The organism is Algoriphagus confluentis (assembly GCF_036245625.1).
Classification (GTDB): domain Bacteria; phylum Bacteroidota; class Bacteroidia; order Cytophagales; family Cyclobacteriaceae; genus Algoriphagus; species Algoriphagus confluentis.
Window position 1 is genome coordinate 181,297 of record NZ_BTPD01000002.1, and the last position, 20,680, is coordinate 201,976.

Annotated in this window: 9 protein-coding genes; 7 read left to right on the forward strand and 2 right to left on the reverse strand. The window is 37.8% G+C overall.

Annotation, left to right across the window (positions count from 1 at the left end):
* Positions 1-376 precede the first annotated feature (376 nt).
* From AAA943_RS03450 to AAA943_RS03480, 7 genes are read left to right on the forward strand one after another with little or no spacing between them, the layout of a single operon-like run.
* A complete protein-coding gene (locus tag AAA943_RS03450; protein ID WP_338222857.1) occupies positions 377-1,099 on the forward strand; it encodes a DUF6577 family protein in 723 nt (240 codons plus the stop codon).
* Positions 1,099-3,117, forward strand: a complete 2,019-nt coding sequence (mads2, locus tag AAA943_RS03455) for a methylation-associated defense system DNA methyltransferase MAD2 (protein ID WP_338222858.1) — start codon at positions 1,099-1,101, stop codon at positions 3,115-3,117. The genes AAA943_RS03450 and mads2 overlap by 1 nt, the downstream gene beginning before the upstream one ends.
* Positions 3,114-4,535 (forward strand): methylation-associated defense system restriction endonuclease subunit S MAD5, encoded by a 1,422-nt coding sequence (mads5, locus tag AAA943_RS03460; RefSeq protein ID WP_338222859.1) that lies wholly within the window; start codon positions 3,114-3,116, stop codon positions 4,533-4,535. Before mads2 ends, mads5 begins: the two co-directional genes overlap by 4 nt.
* Positions 4,520-8,668: a methylation-associated defense system protein kinase MAD6 gene (mads6, locus tag AAA943_RS03465; RefSeq protein WP_338222860.1), complete on the forward strand. Its 4,149-nt coding sequence runs from the start codon at positions 4,520-4,522 to the stop codon at positions 8,666-8,668. The genes mads5 and mads6 overlap by 16 nt, the downstream gene beginning before the upstream one ends.
* Before the next feature lie 2 nt (positions 8,669-8,670).
* A complete protein-coding gene (gene mads7, locus AAA943_RS03470; RefSeq protein ID WP_338222861.1) occupies positions 8,671-10,233 on the forward strand; it encodes a methylation-associated defense system protein MAD7 in 1,563 nt (520 codons plus the stop codon).
* A 1-nt stretch (position 10,234) separates the two neighbouring features.
* On the forward strand, positions 10,235-15,661 hold the full coding sequence (mads8, locus tag AAA943_RS03475; RefSeq protein ID WP_338222862.1) for a methylation-associated defense system ATP-binding protein MAD8: 5,427 nt from the start codon (positions 10,235-10,237) through the stop codon (positions 15,659-15,661).
* On the forward strand, positions 15,658-16,365 hold the full coding sequence (locus AAA943_RS03480) for a PP2C family protein-serine/threonine phosphatase (protein ID WP_338222863.1): 708 nt from the start codon (positions 15,658-15,660) through the stop codon (positions 16,363-16,365). Before mads8 ends, AAA943_RS03480 begins: the two co-directional genes overlap by 4 nt.
* 114 nt (positions 16,366-16,479) lie before the next feature.
* Here AAA943_RS03480 and AAA943_RS03485 read toward each other — a convergent pair whose 3' ends face one another.
* Both AAA943_RS03485 and AAA943_RS03490 read right to left on the reverse strand, forming a co-directional pair.
* The gene (locus AAA943_RS03485) at positions 16,480-18,225 is read right to left on the reverse strand and encodes a UvrD-helicase domain-containing protein (RefSeq protein ID WP_338222864.1); all 1,746 of its coding nucleotides are present in this window, start codon (positions 18,223-18,225) and stop codon (positions 16,480-16,482) included.
* On the reverse strand, positions 18,216-20,321 hold the full coding sequence (locus tag AAA943_RS03490) for an ATP-dependent nuclease (protein WP_338222865.1): 2,106 nt from the start codon (positions 20,319-20,321) through the stop codon (positions 18,216-18,218). Before AAA943_RS03490 ends, AAA943_RS03485 begins: the two co-directional genes overlap by 10 nt.
* Positions 20,322-20,680 lie beyond the last annotated feature (359 nt).

The following is a 20,680-nucleotide window of genomic DNA, read 5'->3' on the forward strand; positions in this document are numbered from 1 at the left end:
GCTTCGAATACGAAGGTGAAACCTACGTCAAGTTCAATGTGGCTAAGCTCAAAGAATCTGATCAGTACGGGAAAAACCCACACCGTCTATGTCTCCGTCAAGGAGTCTGATTCAGAAGAATCTTGTAAAAAGCCCTTTTGGGCTTTTTTTATGTCTTCTTGATCCATCATGTTTTTTATACCTGTGTAAAGCTTTTAACAGGCCAGAAAGCAAGGGCTTAGCCTAGTGATGCTATATATCCGAAATATCTCCTCTATTTTTTCTTTTTATCCCCTTTCTGCCTTTTAATTTCAATGCTCAATATTTTGGCAAAAAATATTTTTACTTGCCAAAGTTTTGTTTTTTTACGAACATTTTTATATTTGGTAATCTAGATATGAAAAACACCGAATTGGCAAATAAATTGGAGATTTATTTCTCTGGTAAACAAGAGTTTACGACTAGCGAGGTGACAAATGCTCTTCAAGAATATTTCCCAGGTGTCTCTGATCATACACTTGCTTGGAGGCTTAATCAATTAAAGAAAGAGAAACTTCTCTTTCAGAAAGGAAGAGGGATTTACACCTTTAAATATAAACCTGAATTTTCTCCAGAACTCAGCCTGAAAGCAAAAAGGACATACAATAAGATTAAAGCGGTTTACACAGGCAAGTTAGTTGTGTGGGATACTGATTTGCTAAAAGAAATTGCAGGAGTAGAGCTCTCTAAACATTGGATTTTTATTGGCTTGCGTAAAGAAGATATGGACTCATTGTTTGAGGATCTCAAATCATCTAGTAAGCCGGTCTATATCCAACCAGATAAAGAAATTATTAATAGATATATCCTCCCTCAGGAGGCGGCAGTCATCTTGACGGCTTTGATTTCTGAGACTCCAATTGTTCACGTAGGGGATTATCATTTTCCAAGTATTGAAGGTATTCTAGTTAATGCATGGTTTGAGTACGAACAGTTTTTGCGGCCTTTTGGAATAGAAATCCACCAGCTTTATGAAAATGCCTTCGCTAAATACAATGTGAATAAAAGTAAGCTGTTGCGCTATGCAGCAAGAAGAGATAAGCGAAAAGAGATTAATGAACTTTTAAAATCAATTGAGTAATGTCCACAGAAGTGATTGAAGATGAGGATGTAGTATTAGAGGATAACCAACTAGTGTGTATCCTAACGGGTGAAATAAAAAAGGTAAAGGCTCAAGAAAGTAACCTGCAATCAGTTATCCTGATGCTCAATGAAGAATACGGTTTTGACCTCGAAGATATGGAGCGGGATTTTACGATCCTTTACACGGATCCCGATACAGGAAAGCCAAAAAAGCAAAAGGTTGAATTGGTAGTATTTGAAAAGGGGAAGCCACATAAGCAGGATTTTATCATTCGTATCTGTGTGGTTCAAGATGACAAGGTTAAGGACACTGACAAAAAGAAAGGTGTAAAGCCTACCCTAGAGAATGCGATGGGGGCTGTGGAAAGTTGTGAGTTTGGTCTTTGGGCAAATGGTTCCAGTTACCATTATTTACAAAAGGAAGATGATGCCATGGGCTTTGATTATGAGTTTGTGGATCTATCTGACTTCCCCGGCGAAGGAGAAACTCTGGACGATCTTGATCGGGCAGATCGATCTTCTAGTAAGAAGCCTGCCAATGACTCTTTAATCAAGGTTTTCAAGCGTTCCCATGATTACATCTATGGCAATGAAGGCCGTAAAAAAGATGCTTTTTGGCAATTGCTAAATCTAATCTTCTGCAAGCTATATGACGAGAAACGCAGGTTTATAGCCTCCGAGGAAAGCTACCGAAGAAAGTTTTGGGTTGGAGTAAAAGAACAGAACACGGAAGAAGGACGAAAGGCAGTTGCCAAACGAATCAAGGGGCTTTTTGAAGAATTGAAAAGTGACGAAATTTTCTCAGAAGTTTTTGATGGAAATGAGTCTATAGGACTTACAGATAAAGGATTGGCCTTTATTGCTGGAGAACTTTCAAAATACTCCTTCCTAGATGCCTCAGTGGATGTGAAGGGATTGGCTTACGAGACCATTGTAAGTAATACCCTCAAACAAGAAGCAGGTCAGTTTTTCACTCCCAGAAACATCATCAAAGCAATGGTGGAGATGATGAATCCGACCGAGAATGATCGAGTATTGGATCCTGCCTGTGGATCGGGTGGCTTTTTGGTGATGGTATTGGATCATGTGAGGAAGCAGGTTGCTTCCGAGATGTACCCAGACTTAGATGGGCCACTTCTAGCGGAGAAGTTCAACTCATTGGAAGTGAACGAGCGAGTCAAAGAATATGCTGAGCGATGTATTTTCGGATTTGACTTTGATCCTGATCTGAAGAAGGCAGCAAGAATGAACATGGTGATGGCCGGAGATGGTCACGCCAATATCTTTCATATTAATTCTTTAGGCTATCCTAATTGGGACCATGCCGAGGATTTTGAAAAAATTCATAATGCTATTGACAAAAGTCTCTCTGCTCTAAATGACATGGAAAATCGTTATGGAAATGATGCACGTGGAAAATTCGATATCATTTTTACTAACCCCCCATTTGGAGCAAAAGTGAAGGTCGAGCCTGAAATCGCCAGTCAATATTTACTTTCTAGATACAGTGACGCTCCTGAAGTGCTATTCATTGAAGCGTGCTACAACTTCCTAAAGCCAGGCGGTAAGGTAGCTATAGTACTGCCAGACGGGATCTTGGGAAACCCAAATATGCTTCCTGTTAGAGAATGGATATTGGACAAATTCAAAATCCTCGCATCAGTTGACCTCGCAGTAGAAGCTTTCTTACCTCAAGTAGGTGTTCAGGCTTCTTTACTCTTTTTACAGCGGAAAACAGAGATTGAAAGACAGCTCGCTCAGGATAGTGCTGAAGATTACGAAATTTTTATGGCCATAGCAGAAAAGCTAGGAAAAGACCGAAGAGGAAATCCAATATATGTCCGTGATGAAGATGGGGCAGAAATTCTTTTTGATTCGATGACTAAATATGTGATCCACAAAAAAGATGGCTCTTTAGATGTAAAAACTAGACGAGAAAAGTTAAAGCAATTGGATGATGACTTACCAAGAATTGCTGAATCCTATCTAAATTTTATATATGAAACGGGAAAATGAGAGCTATAAAAATTAAAAACTCTTGGCTAGAGGAATCTGACCTTAGATTAGATTCGCCATTTCATTTGAGTGAGGGAGTCGTTACAAAGAGATTACTAGATAAATTTTGCCCTTATACTATTACTGACCTGAAAAATGAGGTTTCGGAATTATTTAAAGGTGACATTCACAAAAGAGTGTATGTTTCACCAGGAAATGGAAGCTTAGAGTTTTATTCAGCTTCCGACTTGCTTAAAACTAGCATTTTAAACCCAAAGCATGTATCTAAAAAATATTCTCCCCATCTAGAGACTCTTAAGCTTCACCCCGGTTGGATCTTGATTTCCCGTTCAGGGACATTAGGGAATATATTACTAACCAATAAAACACACGAAGGCATTATTGGAACAGATGATTTGGTTCGTTTAAAACCCAAAGAAAATCAAATTTTAAAAGGAGTTCTGTACGCTTACCTAGCTTCAAAATATGGATACGGTTTGCTCACTCAGTCTGGATATGGTGGAGTTGTAAAGCACATAGAACCTCATCACATTGAAAATTTACCTATCCCTATCTTTCCCAATGACTTGCAAAAAACGATTGACGATCTAATTTCGAAATCATCAAACCTAAGAGAAAAGGCAAAGGGCGAACTTATTTCCGCAACGAATCAGGTATTGAATCAAACAAGTCTGCCTGAAATAGACTATTCAGAATTTGAACATTTTGGAAATCACAAAGCGGATAGAAGGCCGACATCATTTGTGCGAAAAAGGTCAGAAATTACTTCATTCACTATTAATGCTTTTAATTATTCTAAGAAAGTTGAACGGCTAGAAAATAGAGTACGTCAATCAATTTTTTTGGAATTACAAGACTGTCTTGATGAAAACAAATTTTTTTCAAGTGGTTCATTTAAGAGGTTTGAGCTTGAATCTCCTAATTCAATAAGGTTAATTAATCAGTCAGATATTTTCAATCTTAGAAAGCAAGGTAAGATGCTCGCAAAGATCTATGTTAAGTCTGATAAGCTGGTTGAATATGGTGAAGTCTTAATTGCCGGTGTTGGCACACTAGGAGAAGGAGAAACTTTTTGCAGAACCATATTTGCTAACGAAGAATTGGAAGGTCAATTGATTTCTGGTGAGTTCATTCGGATGAAAACGAATAGCAAAGTTCCTTCCGGTTATCTCTATGCTTGGCTCTCTTCTGATTACGGATTCAGATTTATCAGGAAAACCCAATCAGGAACAAAGCTCTGTCGCCCAATCCATGAGCTACTTAAAAATATTCCTGTTCCAATCATTGAGAAGGAAGAAATGCTAAAAATCGATGAACAAGTTAAAAAAGCTTACACTATGCTTTTTGAAGCATTGAATGCTGAGAACAAGGCAATCGAATTGGTAGAACGAGAAATTGAATCATGGCAAAAATCATAGTACCCCCCTATTTCGATTCGGTTGTAAATACCGGAGAAAAGCGATTGCTGGATTACTTGGAGGTTAAGCTACCGGATAGCTTTTATTTAGTGCCAAATGTGGAGATCGCATCTACCAATCCCCGAAACAACAGGACGCAATATTGGGAATATGATTTATTGATAGTAACTCCTCATGCCATCTACAATGTAGAAAATAAGGACTGGAAAGGACGCATCGAAGGAGATGATAATTATTGGTATGTCAACGATAAGCAAAGACCAAATCCTTTAAAAACGGGAAGGCAAAAAACAGCAATTTTAGCCTCTAAATTGAAGGAAAATGAACCCTCTTGGGCAAGGGCATGGATTCAGAATATGGTTACCCTATCCTATCCCAACACTTACACACCTTCCCTTTGGCAGGAATCAGCCAAGCTTACTTTTCAACTAAATGAGAAACTGATTAATTATTTAACCGATCCAAGTCAAGTCGGCAAAGAAGAAAATGACATCGTTGACATCTACAAGGATATTGTAAAATTTCTTGACGGTAGCCAAAGCAAAAAATCACCTAGCGAAAAGCGTGAGGTAGAAGGATATGAAATCATAGAAATACTCCAGCAAGAACCCAACTACACTGAATACCTAGTTAAGCCTAAAGGCGTCACATCCTCTATCCGCAAAAGAGTTAAAGAGTATTCGCTTCAAGTTGCAGGACTTTCTCAACCCGAATTGCTCACCCACGAGGAAAAAATAAAAAATCAATACAAGGCTCTTCATAAAATCAAAGCCAAACCCTTTATTCTAAATGTAGAATTCAAAATTGATGAGGAAAACCATCTTTTCTATGAAATCTCAGACTTTTTAGATGAAAACTCCCTGAGAGCAGAGGCTAGATCCAAAACTTTTATCTTTCAAGAAAAGGTGGGAATAATACGTAATGTTATGGCAGCTTTGAAAGAGGCTCATAAGGAAAACGTTTATCATCGAGATATTAATCCAGAAAACATTTACATGAGCAGTGGATATGCTTATCTGGGTAATTTCGGGAAATCCTACTTTTCAGACCACAATCACCAAGGCTATACAGTGATGGCCACCATTACTGAATCAAATGCGACACCTTACCATCCATTGGAGTTAACTGTTGGTGATGCCTCACGAGCCTCGGATATTTATTCTCTTGGGGTACTGATTTACTGGCTTTTCGTTGGTGAGGAACCCTTTAAGTCTCCCTATGACCTCGATAAAATGGGAGGTAAACTTCCACTTAATAAACTTCCTACTTATATCAACAAAGCACTGCCCAAATGGCTAGATGAACTTTCGCTAAAGACCATTCTCACAGACGACCTTAAACGAATGGAGTCCATTGAGGAAGTTGAAAAATTTTTAGAAAATGCACTTAAGGAAAATGACAGTGAAGTTCTTTCAAAGCAGAGCTCCAGTATAAGCGCAGTTCTTGCATCTGATCACCAGGAATTAAAGGTTGGGGATAAAATTGGGGATTTCGTAATTCATCAAATTCTAGGAAAGGGCGGTTATTCCAGAGTTTTCAAAGTTAAGCACCAACTACAAGGGAAGTATTATGCCTTGAAGCTTTTCCATGAAAGTGTAAACGCCAATTCGGTAATAGATGAGTACAATGCTTTGATAGAATTAAACCATCCAAACATTGTCAAATTTGCATGGAATGGAGAGACTCCAAATGGACATTTTTATACCTTGATGGAGTACCTGGAAGGGGAAAATCTCAGCTCTTACACCAAGACCGATGCAAAACTTCCAATTTATCGGGTTTATCAAATAGCAAGAGACATTCTCAGTGCCTTGGTTTCCATGCAGAGCTTGGATAAACCTATCCTACACCGTGATATTAAACCTCAAAACATCATTTGGGATAAGGAGAAACGATTTGTCCTCATTGATTTCAACGTAGCCTCCTTCGTAGATGACAATCAGGATTTTGTTGGTACAAACCCATACTTAGCTCCAGACCTTATTACGGATGGGTATAAGGTAAATTGGGATAAATCGGCAGACACTTTCGCCTTGGGTATTACACTTTATGAATTGACCTGTAAGCAGTATCCTTGGACACCCAAAAAAATGCCAGTTCTGAGTATTGATCCTGTCAATCCTAAAGAATTTGAGCCAAGGATTTCGAAAGCATTTGGAGAATTTCTAAGTAAGGCTATAAATCCACGAAAAGCAGATCGATTTCCTAATTCCCAACAAATGCTAGACGCGTTACTGGCAATCGGGGAAGATGGGATTTTGCAAGAAACCAAAACTGAAAATCCAAAAGTAGAAGCCAAAGAGGGAAGTAGTAATTTCGTCAAATACATCAATTCCTTATACAGTCAATCCAAGGGAGGGAATTTTGGTACACGTGCAAGTGAGAAAATTAGTGAGTTCGACAAGTTGACTTACACACCTTCCAAGCTGGACAAAAAACTATTACCGGACATTCTTGATAGTAAATACAAGCTTTTGATTATTACCGGTAATGCTGGTGATGGCAAAACAGCTTTCATCAAACGCATTGAGCATGATGATTCAGTAAAAGACCTTATCGGTCATGACCATAAGAATGGGGCAAGGTTTAAAATCAATGGCCTTCAGTTTGAAAGTAATTATGATGGATCTCAGGACGAAGATCAACGAGTCAATAATGAAGTATTAGAAAAATTCTTTGAGCCTTTTGCCAGCCTATCGAATTATAATGAAGCAAAAGAAGGACGAATAATCGCAATTAATGAAGGCCGATTAGTAGAGTTTTTAAAGTCGACAAATAAGCACAAAAAGCTTCATGACACGATAGAAAACTACTTCTATAATGAGGGCCATCATGAGCTTCCTCCCGGCTTAATGATTATCAATCTAAATTTGCGATCAGTTTCGGCTCGGGATGATCAGGGGTCTAGCCTTTTTAGAAGTCAGATTAAATCACTGACTCAGAAAAGTCTTTGGGCGAAATGCGAAACTTGCCCTCTCGCTAGTAGATGCTTCATCAAGTATAATGTTGATTCCTTTAATGATTCGGCTTCGGGAGAGGAGATAATCACTCGTATGGAATGGTTGTTAAGAACAGCCAGCCTAAAGCGTGAACTTCATATCACCATGCGGGATTTGCGTTCATTCATCTCATTCACACTCACCAGAGACTATGAATGTTCAGATATTGAACAATTGTTGATTCAAAGCGAAAATCAGCCAGAAAGCTATTGGCAATTTTATTTCTTCAATATCACAAATCCTTCTTCTAATGATTCAGGAAACCAAGATCGCTTAATTAAGCTGTTAAGGGAAACTGATATAGGGGAAGTGGCTATTCCAGATAAAGACAGGGACCTGTTTTTTGGTCAGCATAAGTCTGGTGATTATTTTGAATTCTCTGAACGAGAGTATTCCCTGATCGAAGAATTTAACAGAAATAAGATTTGGGTACCAGCCCATGAGCAAAACCCATCCCTTTTGAAGAGAATACGGGCAATTCAAAAGGTATTTATAAGGCACCAATATTTTGAAGGTAAGTCAGAGCTCCTCTCTGTTGATAATGGCTATGTGTCTGAAACCTCCGAGACAGATAAATACAAATTTCCCTCCTATCTGCTTCGACTGCCATACCACTCTGTTTTCAAATTCACAAAGGTCTTAACAAATGGAGATGAAGGATCAAATACCAAAGCAAGTATCTCTAGGGCAATCTCACTAAATGAGGGCTGTGACAATCCGGGCATTGACAAAGACCATTTAGTACTAGCGTCAACTGATATTCGAGATCCATACAGTAAGTCTTTTAGGTTATTTGATCTCAACGACTTTGAGCTATTTGTTAATCGAACTGACCACTTGGTAAAATACCTAGAATACGAACCAGATAGCTTGACTTTCCGGCACAAAGGCCAAAAGCACATTAAGCTGACCATTTCACTTGATCTTTATGAGATGTTGTATTTCATTCAACAAGGGTTTAGTCCATCCCTCAATGATCTAAGGGGTAAGTTCATTGAATTGATCATATTCAAAAATCTACTGGAAAACCTAACCTATAAAGAGGTGGTGGTAACTAACAGCGATAATTTAGACTTTTATAGAATCAGTAAAGACGGACAGAGCCGGCTTTACATAGAAAAAATGGTAGTATAGCTATGGCGTTGAAACTGAATAAAGACGAGAGCCTCTTTCGTAATGAATTGATTTTCACTGCTGATGCCAAAGCTGTGAATATTGATAATACCTTGGTAAATCTTTATATGCTTCTTAAGCATAATGGCATTAGACCGAGGCAGCGTGCGCGATCTGATAATAACGCACTCATAAGCTTAGAAACCTTGAAAAAAGTCTTTTCCAAATTGGAGGAAGAGGGTTCAATTAAAGGCTTCAATGAAAATCCTGAAGCTGCTGAATTATGGTTGCGCAGTAATCTGGTCAATATGGTTTATAGGGGAAACCTTGATAAAGAGAAAATATCCTCCTTAAGGCCAATACACCTAGAAAGTTACCGGGTTCGAAACGCAGCGAATACTCGGGACTATAATACCGCTGATCAAGTTTATTTGATGCTTAGCGCTAAACCTACCATACGAGAAGACCTGAAAAGTTTTTTAATGGAGGGATGGGATCAAACAACGAGTAAAATAAACACCGGCAATGATTTAGATGTGGACAGTTTGGGATTATTGCACATCATCAAAAATGTTAAGCCTGGCTTCCTAGAAAGCAGTTCCAGCCTAAACCAAATCCAACCACTACTCTTGGAACAGGCAGAACTATTTTGTGACGACGTAAGGCGGCTCTTAGTTTATAAACAATTGATACCTAGGAATGTCTTAATAGACTACCTCAAGACAATAACATCCTTTCACCTTTCAATCTATATCCAGAAACTAGTCCATACCCTACCCCGGATGGTGGAAGAAGGAACAGATGCCGCAAGAGCGGATTGGAATATTGTGGTAGATGTTACCGATAACTTTGAAAGTAAAGTAGCGCGAATTTCAACACAAGATGTTGAGGCATTTAGTAACAACATCTATGACTATATCAAGGCTACATTCCAGATCAATGCTGCTTTGAGAAAACTAAAACTTGACAAATCAAATTCGAATAATCTTAGTAAAGCACTGAACCTCTTAAAAGGCAAGACTAAGGATTTTGAGATATACTTCGAAACACAATGGGATAATCTTTACAGCACTCTTGATGAGGAAGATAAAGGTTTGATTCATGATATGGTCAAATTTGAAGACACCTATTTTGACAAATACATTGAATTGATTTTAAAAGCTAGAGGGAATTATCAATTCCGTTTTCATATCCAGCTCTTTGATAATCTTTCACAGAAAAACAATGAAAGAGGATTTTTAGCCCAGGGAAGAAGCAGAAAACACCCAAGGCGCTTTGTTTTAGGCACTAGACTTCTTGAAACATTAGTCCAGATTTTGGTTCTTGAATCCGATGGGTCCGATTTTCATACAAGAACTCTTTCTATTGAAGAGCTCATCAAAAGTATTCGTGATCGATATGGACTCATCATTAATGGCTTGTCCGAAAATCGATTTAACTCCGCAGACGTCAATACACACCTTGCATTTAAGGAGAATGTAGAGGCTTTCAAATTGAAGCTGAGACAGATTGGATTTTACAACGATCTCAGTGATGCTTATATCCTTCAAAGAATAAGGCCACGTTACGAATTAAATACTAAGTAGAATGCACAATACCATTCAAATAAGTAAATATTATCAAAGGATCATTGACCTAACACTGGAATTGTATCATGAGGATCTGAGCAAAGCCATACCAGGACATTGTATGAAGATCACGGGACTAGGGCTTTCGGAACTTGAGTTCCTTTGGGATCTAATTCAAAAGAAATACCAGAATGTCAATACTTTCATTGTAAGTGATGACTTTTCGAATGATAAAAGATTCATAACTGCCACAAAGCTCATTGAATTGAGGAATAAACAAGATGCTCCTCTTTTAGTCCTGATTCCTTCTAATAGCAGAACATCTGCTGAAGACTCTTATGGCAATGCAACTTTCAAAGAAATAAGTTTAGAAGGGATTGAGCAGAAATTAAAAGATCAATTAATAAAAGATATACCATCTGAGTTTTCAGCTTTAATCAAAAATGAAATTCTTGGTTATTTGAATTTCAATAAAGTTGACGAGGTAAACGTTATAAATTACCTTCTTTCTCTTGAAGAAAAGGGATACTCAAAAGAGTCTATTGGCGAACAGCTTTATTTGCTTGATTTGATTCCAGACTCTGCCCTACTTGAAAATGATGATAAAATTAGATCAAGACTAAAATTTAATTCAGAAAGTATTGGTCTTCTTAGCTCATTTTTCAAACCTCTATATGATCGAATAGGAGAACTCCCACTAGAGCCAAATTCCCTTCAAAAGGATTTGGTAGATTTTATAAAGGCCGAGTCAAGTGCTAAAAGTGCTTCTGAGATTTGTCGTATCATTTTTGACAAGTATCCCACTCTGAACTTTGCGAATTGGCAAATTCCTGATCTTGATTTTTCTCAAATCAAACTTTTTGCAGGAGAGATTAAATCTTCGGATTTCTCAGTAGATGAAGGAAAGTTGGTTCTTAAAGCAAAAGAAAATACAACCTCTAAGGTAAGGGTGCGAATCACCTTGAGTCAAAACCCTAAAGATATTCCTGGTCTTGCCTATTTCAAAATAATACTGATGGCAGTAAATGGGGGGGCTGGTGAGGAAATTCAAGTACTTAGAAAAGTCAAAAACACTACATCCATCAGACCTTACCGGGATATATCAGTTGATCTAAATCCAAATGTTATTGAGGAAGGATCTTATTTCTTTAAGATTTGGGCTGAAGATGAGCATGGTAATATTTTAAACACAAATGATGACTTCAAAGAACAAAAAATTCAGTCTGCATGGGAAGAAGCTAAAGCCAAGGACAGTAGTATTTTAAAAAGCTCGTTTGACTTTAAACTGACCTGTGATACTGATGACTTCGATTATTTAGTTGAAGAGAATCCCGAGCGAGAGGAAAATCAGCGTAAGGATAAACTGAATAATGTCCTACAGGCATTCTTCAGATTCCGAATTGAGAAATTGAAATCAGGCATGGAGCCGGAGACTCCGGTGCCCTCTGAAACTTCAAATAAATGGATCACTGAATCAATAAAACACACTTCAACTTTTCACATCAATTATTCAGACAAGCATAATTATCAAGTTAATCTGTCATCTAAGCTTAGACTCATTGAAGAAACCTTTTTAAAAAACAGGGATTATTTTGGGTATATAAAAACTTCCTTAAGAAGTAACTCTTTAGCTCTAGGTTTTGAGAAAATCAACTTTTCAGTAAGTGAGGTTAATTCAATTGTGCCCGAGGATATCCTTAAGCTTAGAGCTGAAATTTTCAAAAGAATTAAACATTCGAATGAAAATGAAGATGGCGTTCTGGAAACAGCAGATATTTTTAATTTCTCTGACCTAATTCGCATTTATGTAAAAAAGATCAGTGAATGGACATCCCTTCTCCAAAAGCAAATTTTAGAGGTAGAAATAGGGGCCAATGAAAAATCCCATATTCAGGATTTGATGGTCGAAGTTCAATTGCTGGATTTAGTAAAAGTTAAAACCAAGTTGCCTGATGGTAAACCAGCAGAAGCGTTTTTAATCTCCCCATTACATCCACTTCGCTTAGCTTGGTGGGTTCAGTTAGTAGATGTATTCACTGAATGGGAAAAAAAGACCAATGACTATTCAGGATATAAAGACTCATGGTTCAAAGGACTCTCAAATCTCTTTGAAGGGCATCTATCACCTGAAAATAATCCATTGGTGTTGGTGGAACCAGGTACTTATAAAGCTTTTCATTATTCTGGTGAGCTGGCGTATGGATGGGGGCTTTATCTGAATGTATTAACCGAGGAATCAAAAAACGGAATGACCTCAGTTTCTCGACAGATGAAACATTATTTTCGACAGTTATTCAATATCACAAAAGAAAACTATGTTGAAACTGAGGTAAGTCAAAATTTGATTGTAAGACATTTCAAAAACTACCTTGTTCAGCACCCATATACCGATAAGCTAATAATAAACCTTTTCAATGCTGGTGATGCAGGCGTATTTGCAGATTCGTTGGTTGAATTAGAAAAGGAAAATAGTTTTCAAAACATTAAATATGAAGTAAGAATATTCAAAGGAGATGATAAAATTATTGAGCATGGAGAAGCACTCAAGACCTTAATCAATCCTGAATCTAATATTTCAGAAGAAGCAGAAGCATTTTCCCAACCCTCTGCAAACAGGTTATTTCCTAAAATGAGGTTTTCCATCAACAGCATCTCGGATTACCTCAAATCACCCGCACAATTTTCTGCTCATTTGAGCTTTCTAATAAGTCCATTCCCAGTAACGGTTGAACTAATTGAGCCTTTTAGAAAGGAAAGAAATTTCTTTTTGAATGGATTAATAGTGTCACCCACGATTGCCGTAAACGACTCAGTCAATGAAATCAAGTGGAATAGATACCTTGAGGGTAATAAAATACTGCCTGATTACTCCGGATCCGGAAATATTGGTGTTGATTTATTTGCCAATTTACAAACCTTCATTGCAGGGGCATTAGCTGTTAAGTTCACTGAAAAAATTCCTTCTACCCAGCTCACTCTTAATGATAAGGATAAGGTTCTGCTAACCCATTTGCATGATTACTCAGATTGGGTAATAACATTTGACAAGAATCTTGGCCCTCAAGTATTTGATCAGCCCTCCAAGGATGGGAAAATTCCTTTCCTTCTTGATTATGTTCCTGGAGAAGAGGTAACTGGGATCTCATCTTATCTAACTACAAGACCGACCTCTGAAATCCTAGGACTTTTGGGACCACACTTTGAAGAATTCAATATTGATATTCACAATCCAAGAGATAAAAAAAAGGTCAAAATCCTATTAGAAGACTTAAGAGCGGTATCCAGTTCTCTGGTTCTTCAGCTTAACTCTTCAAAAAATAAAGCATTTGAGGTTATTGGATCAGCCTTTACAAAAAGAGTCTTGGAGAAAAAAGGATTGCTTGAAGAATCATTCCTTATTCCGATAGACCTTCATCATAATCTTTTTGAAAACTTGCCTACTGAAAGCAAGAGCCGGGCGGATAACCTCCTTGTTTCAATAAACCCTGACAACAGAGAAGTTCAAATTACCATCATCGAGATAAAATGCCGAAAAAGTATTGGGGCGGCTGAATCTGATGATTTGAAAATCAAAATGAGAGAACAAATTGAAAACACTTTGTTGGCATTGCGTCTTCATTTTGATCCAGAATATTATTTGTCTTTTGATCGCTTAGATCGAGAGATTAAGAATAAAGAGTTAAAGTCTTTATTAAGCTTTTACATTGAAAGAGCCTATAGGTATGAGTATCTGAGTGAAAATGCTTATGCGAGTTATCATTCATTTTTACAGACCTTGAATACAGGTTTTAAGCTGTCATTCAAGCAGCTTGGAATCATTTTTAATTTCTCTTCAACAAAGAAACACTTCAAGGAATCTATAGATCATGATCTTACCTTTTTCACTTTCGGAGGTAATTTAATTGACCAGATTCTTGATCCGGATTCGGATTTAAATACAAAAAGACTTGAGGATTTGGAATTAGACCGTGAATTAGGTGAAGCAGTTGGATTTAATACCAAGCTAATGCCCTTTATTCAGAAGCTAAAGCCTAAGGAGCCTGAAAGTCAGGCGGCAGAAGACAAACAAATAACAGAAGCTGTAGATCAAGATGATGAAAATGGAATAATCGATAGTTCTTTGGAAGAGGCTCTTGAAGATATTCCGGTTAGCCCATTTAATCCACTTCATAGCCAGGATGAGGCAGAAAATTCTGGACCTAACTCAATTTCAGATCAACAAAATGTTATTCCTCCGAATTACGATATACTTATAGGTAAAAACTCAGGAAGTGATCAGTACGGCATATTGGGAGAAAGCATTAATGGAAAGAAAATCGCCATTGATTTAAGCGAAACCAATACAATAAGTCTATTTGGTGTCCAGGGAGGGGGAAAAAGCTACACTATAGGAACAATATCAGAAATGGTATTGAAGCAATTTAACGAGATCAATAAACTCCCGTTCCCTTTGGCAGGTGTAATCTTTCATTACAGTGAAAGTATGGACTATGAGCCAGAATTCACGTCAATGAAGCTTCCAAATGATAAGGAGGCAGAGTTAAGGAAGCTGGAAGAAAGATACGGCGCTAAACCTGGAAGTGTTGAAGATGTAATAATCCTTACCCCTAAGGACAAAATTGAAGAAAGACGTTCGGAATATCCTTCACTGGAGGTAAAACCAATAGCTTTCAATTCTAAAGAATTGAACGTGCAGGATTGGATGTTCCTACTTGGAGCAATTGGTAATGACTCAACTTACATCAAGCAGTTGAAATCCATTATGAAAGAACTGCGCAGAGATTTATCTATCGAGGGAATAAGTCAAAGCGTTGAAGAATCTCAATTACTTTCTAATACCCAAAAAGCTTTAGTAAGGCAGAAGTTGAGTTTCGCAAGCGAGTACATTGATGACAAATTTACTTTGCGAGACACCTTGAAGCCTGGGAGATTGATAATAGTAGATTTACGTGATGAATTTATCGTAAAAGATGAAGCCCTTGGGCTATTCGTCATTATGCTTAACATCTTCTCAGCGGTTAAAAATGTAAATGGAGCTCATTTCAATAAGTTTATTGTATTTGATGAGGCACACAAATACATGGACAACAAGGACTTGACTGGAAACATCGTGACTGCTATTCGAGAAATGCGACACAAAGGAGTAAGCATAATGATTGCCAGTCAAGATCCACCAAGTCTACCTAATGAAATTATTGAACTTAGTTCTATTGTACTTCTTCATAAATTCAACAGTCCTCAATGGTTGAAGCATATTCAGAAATCGGTAACTCAATTATCTTCTCTGACTCCTGCTGATATGAGTTCCCTCACACCAGGGGAAGGTTTTTTATGGGCAACTAAGGCAACTGAAAAAGGAATTTCATTAAAGCCAATGAAGATTTCCACACGCCCTAGAGTAACAAAGCATGGTGGAGCAACTATTACTGCAACAGGCCAAAAATGAATTCAATAGCATTATCTCATGCCGGAAAGAGAGAGACTAATCAGGATCTAATCCTTGAGTATACCTCTTTTGATGGTACCTATCTTTTCTCTGTAATAGATGGAATGGGAGGTTATGAATATGGGGAAATTGCGTCTAAACTGGTTAGTGAAAATATTCTGGCTTATTTGTCAACTATCAAAACTATTGATGCCTATCACATCCAAAAGGCAATCAACAAATCTAATCTGGCAATTAGGCAGCGCAAGAATGGATTGCAAATGGGAATGGGTGCGACTATAGGTGGAATAATTATTAAAGAAACTTACATCATCTATTTCTGGATAGGCGATGTTAAAATTCTACATTTCAGAAACAAGAAATTACTCTTTGAATCTCTGCCTCACAGTTTAGTAAATAAACTTATTGAAAGCGGATCAATTACAGAAGGAACTCAGCTATCAAAGTTTAGACATGTAGTTACTCGCTCTATTCAAGGCAATCTTGAAAACTCTCAAGCTGAAATCCATTCTAGTTCATTTAAACCAGATACAGACTTAATCTTTATCTGTTCTGATGGTGTTCATGATCAATTGGAAAGTTTACAGGTTGAAAACCTTCTGAATAAAGTTGAAACGCCTCTTGCCTTTAAAGAAGCTCTCGAAGAAAAGCTTCTAATTGTTGCTAGTGACAATTTCACTTTTGGAATTATCACTTCCAATTGATTATAAAATAAGTTCACTAGTACTTTTTTCAAGATTTAGAATGTCATTTCTTTTATTGTGAAAATCCCATGAAATTAGGTGTCAAGTGTGGATGGTACAAAAGAATGAGTGAAATTACACATTGATGATCTCGAATAGAGGGTTAAGCTTATGGGCAGTGGCTTTATCTAGGTTTTCTACACTAATAAAAAGACGTGATTTTGCCCTACTGAACGCAACATACTTGACACGATGCTCCTCTTGTGTAAGATCTGGAGTAATTAAGCAGTTTATTTCTTTGTCTTTAGTAAACACAACGAGGACATTGTTGAATTCATCGCCCTTTGCTGCATGTATTGTTTTGCTTTCCGGATTTTCAACATTCGTATCTATAAATAGGATTACTTGGTCAAATGATACGTTTTCATAAAAATTTTTAATGTTACCGTTAGCTAGTTTTGTCAGGCCAGGATCAATATGTGTCTTTATGAGCGTATAGAAATCATATAAAGGTGCGCTCTTGAATAGTTGATATTGGGATAGAAGAATAGAGAGATGCTGGAAGGCTTTTTTCCTTCTCAATTCTCTGTTAGGTTCTACCACAACACGCTCTAATTCTCGGATTGCTTCCTTAAAACGATTCTGTAACCCTAAGTCCACTGCTTTCATACATCTGACGACAGTATTTGCACGTTTTGAATTATCCTTATCAAACAAATCAGATAGTAGATTTCTGGCAGGAATTGCCGAGTTATATTCTTTCATCATTGACCTAGCCATAACATTATCACGGGAAAGGGTAATGATTGGCTCGTTCCCACATTGGCTTTTTACATGAGCAAACGCATTTTTTCTAGTGCCAACTAGAATGGAAGGCTTGTCACCCGGAACGGCTCTGGAGGGCTTCTGTCTGATGTCTGTACGAACAGTATTAAGAACATCTACAATCCTATTAGTAGAACGTCGGTTATCATTGATTTCATAATTATTTTGATTAGGTAGTGTAAAACTTGAAAAATCTGCAGGAGAAGCGCCCTGAAAACTAAAAATAGATTGTGCCTTGTCTCCAATTACACCAACTATCGTTTCTTCAGCAGCAAGAAGCTTGATTATGGCTGTTTGAATAGGGCTTGTGTCCTGAAATTCATCGATAACGAAATATGGAAATCTAGCCCGTAACACTTTAAGAATGAACGGATACTTAATCAATAATTTATAACCGAAAAATAAAACATCGTCATGGTGTAAACGTCCCTTCACCCAATAAAGCTTCTTATATCCTATCAAATCAACAGATAATTTGTCCATGGTGGCTTTATTAATACCCGAACTTGCACCTGCAAGGAATGCCCTTTTATTGTCAACGGCTATTTCCACATCACTGCCGTTAAAGGTATAATGTATGGATTGCATCCAGCTCTTTAATGAGTCTAGATTAGCAGGTAGCCTTAGTAATTGATTGCGGGTAAAAGGATGTTTCAACTTGCTTAAATTGGGATGGGCATCGATCCATTCTTTCAATTTTGCACGGGAAACGAAGTGATCATCGTGACCATCCATCTTTCTTATATCAAAACCGTATTCATGAGCGATAAATGACAAATAAGGCTTCAAAATATTATGATAAATGAATCCGTGAATAGTGGATACCTCAACCCGGTCAGCTGTTGAGTTTAGTCGCTTGGATATAGTTTCTACGGCAATATTAGTATATGTGATACAAGCGATTTTTCTATACGAGCCAAGGCGTTTGGATTCCCTGAGTATATGAGCAATGTGGTTTACCAGCCAATGGGTCTTGCCTGCTCCAGGTCCTGCGCTTACTTTAAAGTGCTGCTCGATCTGAATCAGATCATCTGAGCTAATCGCAATTACAGGCATATCCAATCAAAAGTATCCTTAATGTATTGCGGAACGTTAAAGGGCTTTTGCAAGCTAATTGTTGCTCCGGCAATAGTTCCTACTGGGGCCATAGTTGGTAACGTTAGATTAAGTTCCAATGCATTGGCCAGTTCAAGTGCATTTTCTCCCTTTCCTACAGAATTCAGATATCTTGAGGCAACTATCGCCTTTTTTTTATCTAGATCAGTCCATCCAGAAGTAGTTTGTGCCTTTATCGAAATACCAATTTCCGAATTGGGATTACTTGTTCGCATTTCTGCGATCATATCATCGATGGAGCCTCCATTTTGATACAACTTCAGGAGTTCTTTCAATTCCTCCCGGTTTTTAATTGAATCTGTGATTAATATGTCATTATCCATATTTTCAAGGCAAAGCTCATATTCAAAAGTTTTTCCTTTTTCATGGTCTTGACCAAAAAAGCGAATGTTTGGATGACTTGCGTAGGTAGTTTTCTTTGCTATTAAGTGATCTTGGTAAACATAATTTACGGGATCAAGGCCGTACTCAAAAGGATAGCAGGAAATAAATGACCGCCCTGATTTAATTTTGCGTTCTGGATCACGATCTTTCAAACAAGCAACCATTTTATGCATGGTATTAGGTTGTGTTGAATCAAACATATACAGGAAATAGTCAAAAAAACGGCCACCCACGGGTATGATTGCGATATGATCGTCCTCTAAATTCTTTCCATAGCACCTAGCTAATGTTGGAAGCAACAACTCCTCTGCCAAACCCTCTACCATGATGATCCGTTGGGCGAACAACATATCAGATCTTGTAGCATCTAAAAACCTCTGAACATAGGCTTTGGCGGTTTTCCCATGAGTAGTATTCGGAAATGATTTGCCAGGATAGCCTACACTAATGATCCCTTTCTCATTGTGCAGACATATAATCTCATCAAGTGAAACCGCAGAAGTTATTTGCGTAGAATGCGTTGTTATGAAGATCTGACGGACCTTACGCTGATTTTTGTTATCCTTTAGGAACTTCAGGAATTTATATTGCATCGAAGGGTGCAGATGTGCTTCGGGTTCTTCGATTGCGAGCACTGGAAATATCTTGGCATTGCTTCCCAGATAATTACCATCGGCATTAACTTGCATTTTAGCCAGCAACAGAGACATGAAAATTAGATTGTTATAACCAAGTCCGTTATGGGTTGCCGGAATTTTGATGTCAAGAGCGGAATATCCAATGATAAGTTTCAGCGCCGAATACAATTCAACCTCTGAAATGCTGCCGTCAAAATCCGGCTCAGCATTATTAAATGTAGCGCCTGTTTTTGTGGCATAGGAAAGAATGTGTTCTTTTCCTGCTTCCATACGTGCTTGCAGTTCGCTGATTAGCCCTTCAGCTTTAACACTGAAATCCTTTTTCAGAGCTTTAATTTCAGACTGCTTTATCGCAGAATTCTTTAACGAATCATCAGCAGATTTGATGTCATAATCAATGAAAAAATCCAGTACATCCCTAAGCATGGAGTTTTTCCCAGTAAACATATCTCTTTCAACATCACGAATAGCATTGAGAAACTGAAAATCGAACTTCTGAAGATTCATGCTATCCGCAGGCAGAGAAAGTGAAGGATCTCCTCCATAAATTTTGCTTACATAAAACCTTAGGAACTCATGTTTGATCGTTTGCCAAGCCTGCGACTTATCAACACAGCCAGCAAGTGCACTTTTATATTCAGCATGCCGTTCGGAGGGTAGGAAAAAGGTATAGGTCAATCTCGCCTGATAGGGTTCCTGAAGTTGTACTAGCCAATCAGCAACGGTCACTAGGTCATCTCCCGTTAGATCCTCGTCTTCTGACTGATCGATGAACATACTTATTGAAATAGCAGGTGGCGAAGAAAGAAGTTCTGGTAATGTCGTGGACTTTGAAAAATCATCAATTTCCAACCTTCGACTTGCATTTTGGTCGATGATCAGTCCAATTGCTCGAAGGAGACTGGTTTTACCGGCGTTGTTGTGCCCGATAATAACATTTACACCGTCGTTAAATTCAATTGTGTTTTTGGGAAAATTTCTAAATCCTTCGATTAAAATTTTGGAAATGTACATGAGGAGCTAAAATTAATTCTTCTAAACAAGTTCTATACTTGCAATACTTTAGGCTAAACAATTAAATGTAATGCTTTACAGAATCAACTGAATCTATAAAAGATATCTTACTTCTGCAAAAACAGTCCAATTTGATAACAAATTACTGGCCTTAGATGGAGGTGTTGAACTTGCCGCTGCTCAGCTGAAACTTAGGAAGTCCATTCCTTAACACAATAGCTCAATCCTCCTTTTGAGTTAAAAGCCAATACACAGAGTTTTTACTAACCATGGCGGAAAGGTAGCCTTTTCACTTCTGAAGCGCCCAATAGACTACGGCATAAACACCGCCTGCCCGTTACCCTTCATTTATTCCGTTT

Coding starts and splice junctions, on each gene's coding strand:
- AAA943_RS03450 (WP_338222857.1), top strand. CDS start 377: ATGAAAAACACCGAATTGGCAAATAAATTGGAGATTTATTTCTCTGGT.
- mads2 (WP_338222858.1), top strand. CDS start 1,099: ATGTCCACAGAAGTGATTGAAGATGAGGATGTAGTATTAGAGGATAAC.
- mads5 (WP_338222859.1), top strand. CDS start 3,114: ATGAGAGCTATAAAAATTAAAAACTCTTGGCTAGAGGAATCTGACCTT.
- mads6 (WP_338222860.1), top strand. CDS start 4,520: ATGGCAAAAATCATAGTACCCCCCTATTTCGATTCGGTTGTAAATACC.
- mads7 (WP_338222861.1), top strand. CDS start 8,671: ATGGCGTTGAAACTGAATAAAGACGAGAGCCTCTTTCGTAATGAATTG.
- mads8 (WP_338222862.1), top strand. CDS start 10,235: ATGCACAATACCATTCAAATAAGTAAATATTATCAAAGGATCATTGAC.
- AAA943_RS03480 (WP_338222863.1), top strand. CDS start 15,658: ATGAATTCAATAGCATTATCTCATGCCGGAAAGAGAGAGACTAATCAG.
- AAA943_RS03485 (WP_338222864.1), bottom strand. CDS start 18,225: ATGCCTGTAATTGCGATTAGCTCAGATGATCTGATTCAGATCGAGCAG.
- AAA943_RS03490 (WP_338222865.1), bottom strand. CDS start 20,321: ATGTACATTTCCAAAATTTTAATCGAAGGATTTAGAAATTTTCCCAAA.